Genomic DNA, 2,215 nt, shown 5'->3' with positions numbered 1-2,215 from the left:
GAGCGACGCACGTTGGATGCCCTGCGTGAACCTATCGAGTCCGGGCAGATCCATTTATCCCGCACCCGGGCTAAAATAACCTACCCTGCACGCTTTCAACTCATTGCTGCAATGAATCCAAGCCCAACGGGTCATTATCAGGGGAACCATAACCGCTGCACCCCAGAGCAGACGCTGCGTTACCTCAATCGATTATCAGGACCGTTTCTTGACCGTTTCGATCTCTCCCTCGAAATCCCTTTGCCTCCGCCCGGCATACTCAGCCAGAGTGCGATGAAAGGGGAAGATAGCGCAACGGTGAAGCAACGCGTTATCGCCGCACAAGAGCGTCAGTATCGGCGGCAAAATAAGTTAAACGCGCATCTGGACAGTCAGGATATACATGAATATTGCCGACTTCGCAGTGATGATGCGCAGTGGCTTGAAGAGACATTAGCGCATCTCGGATTGTCTATCCGCGCCTGGCTGCGATTGATTAAGGTCGCCCGAACCATCGCGGACCTCGAGCAATGTGATCATATTACCCGTCAGCACTTGCAGGAGGCCGTTGGGTATAGGGCGATAGACAGGTTACTCATTCATTTGCAGAAACTACTGACATAAAAAAAGGGCTTTCGCCCTTTTTTATTAATCATCAGATTCGGTGTAGTCTTCTGCACCTTCCACCTGAGGTTTCCCACCAGACAACGTATGGAAACGTTTTGGACGCTTAATACGCGTCATATACTTAGACCACACGCGTTCGGCTTCGGTAACTGGTTCACGTTCACCACGGCATACCGCAACAAACAGTTTTTCTTCTTCCGTTACCGGCTCACGTTTGCCCAGATCCAGCTCGTTGAAAGCATAACCGTGACGCTCAAGCAGTTGTGCTTCTTTAATGGTGAAATCACCATGACGGGAGAATCCGCGGGGATAATATTTATTGTCGAAATATCGATTAGTCGTCGTAAAGCTTTCCGCCATCCTGCACGCTCCTAATTCTTTGGCCGAGCTATTTATGGCGCGGAGTATTAGTTACGCTTGACAGAGCGTCAAACAAAAGATTTAAATCATCACGACAAATAATTTTATGGAGCGAGTTGTGGATACGGAATTGTTAAAAACTTTCCTGGAGGTTAGCCGGACACGCCACTTTGGCAGGGCTGCTGAAGCGCTCTATCTGACCCAATCGGCGGTTAGTTTTCGGATCAGACAACTGGAAAATCAATTGGGTGTAAATCTGTTCACCCGACACAGAAACAATATCCGTTTAACCGCGGCGGGTGAGAAATTATTGCCTTACGCTGAAACGCTGATGAATACATGGCAAGCAGCGCGCAAGGAGGTCGCGAATACCTCGCGGCATAACGAGTTTTCAATTGGTGCCAGCGCATCCCTTTGGGAATGTATGCTTAATGACTGGTTAAGGCGTTTGTATCAGTCACAGGAACCACAAACCAGCCTGCAGTTTGAAGCGAGAATCGCTCAACGGCAGTCGTTAGTAAAGCAGCTACATGAACGACAGCTTGATCTGCTGATCACCACCGAAACGCCCAAAATGGACGAATTTAGCAGCCAACTGTTGGGATATTTCACGCTGGCGCTCTATTGCAGTTCACCTTCACAAACCAAAGATGAACTGAATTACCTACGCCTGGAATGGGGACCCGATTTTCAACAACACGAAGCAGGACTGATCGCGGGGGATGAAGTGCCGGTACTTACCACCAGTTCGGCAGAACTGGCCAGGCAGCAACTTTCTGTCCTTAAGGGCTTTAGTTGGTTGCCCGTTAACTGGGCTAAAGCCAAAAGCGATCTACACACGGTTACCGACAGCACAACGCTCTCACGTCCTTTATATGCCGTCTGGCTGCAAAACAGCGACAAACATGCACTTATTTGCGATCTGCTAAGAACAAGTATTCTGGAAGATTAAAGAAAGCACTGGCAAGGATGCCGGAAGTAATACAGCAGAAAGGCACAGCTCAAATTGCAGATAAAAAAAATCCTTAGCAAGGATGCTAAGGATTGTTTCTGGCAGGGGCGGAGAGACTCGAACTCGCGACACCCGGTTTTGGAGACCGGTGCTCTACCAACTGAGCTACGCCCCTAAATTTTTTTATCATTAAGCCTGCTTAGTAGCAGGCTTAATTTTCTAATAAGTGGCGGAACGGACGGGACTCGAACCCGCGACCCCCTGCGTGACAGGCAGGTATTCTAACCAACTGAACTA

Annotated in this window: 3 protein-coding genes and 1 tRNA gene; 2 read left to right on the top strand and 2 right to left on the bottom strand. The window is 49.0% G+C overall.

Annotated features, from left to right (window positions below; genetic code table 11):
- On the top strand, positions 1–603 hold a 603-nt coding region (locus KQJ18_RS23535), incomplete at its 5' end, for an ATP-binding protein (RefSeq protein ID WP_216422895.1).
- Between the two features lie 24 nt (positions 604–627).
- On the opposite strand, the gene maoP is transcribed toward KQJ18_RS23535, so the two are convergent.
- On the bottom strand, positions 628–966 hold the full coding sequence (gene maoP, locus KQJ18_RS23530) for a macrodomain Ori organization protein MaoP (RefSeq protein WP_003018025.1): 339 nt from the start codon (positions 964–966) through the stop codon (positions 628–630).
- Between the two features lie 106 nt (positions 967–1,072).
- Between maoP and hdfR the strand changes: the two genes are divergently transcribed.
- Entirely contained in the window at positions 1,073–1,918 is an 846-nt protein-coding gene (hdfR, locus tag KQJ18_RS23525) for an HTH-type transcriptional regulator HdfR (RefSeq protein WP_087856748.1), read from the top strand.
- A 99-nt stretch (positions 1,919–2,017) separates the two neighbouring features.
- On the opposite strand, the gene KQJ18_RS23520 is transcribed toward hdfR, so the two are convergent.
- Positions 2,018–2,093 (bottom strand) — tRNA-Trp (locus KQJ18_RS23520).
- Positions 2,094–2,215 lie beyond the last annotated feature (122 nt).

Origin of the sequence: Citrobacter sp. S55_ASV_140 (assembly GCF_018919505.1) — a bacterium.
Taxonomy (GTDB): Bacteria; Pseudomonadota; Gammaproteobacteria; order Enterobacterales; family Enterobacteriaceae; genus Citrobacter; species Citrobacter werkmanii.
The sequence above is the reverse complement of the archived record's forward strand: the minus strand, read 5'-3'. Positions and strand labels throughout refer to the sequence as shown.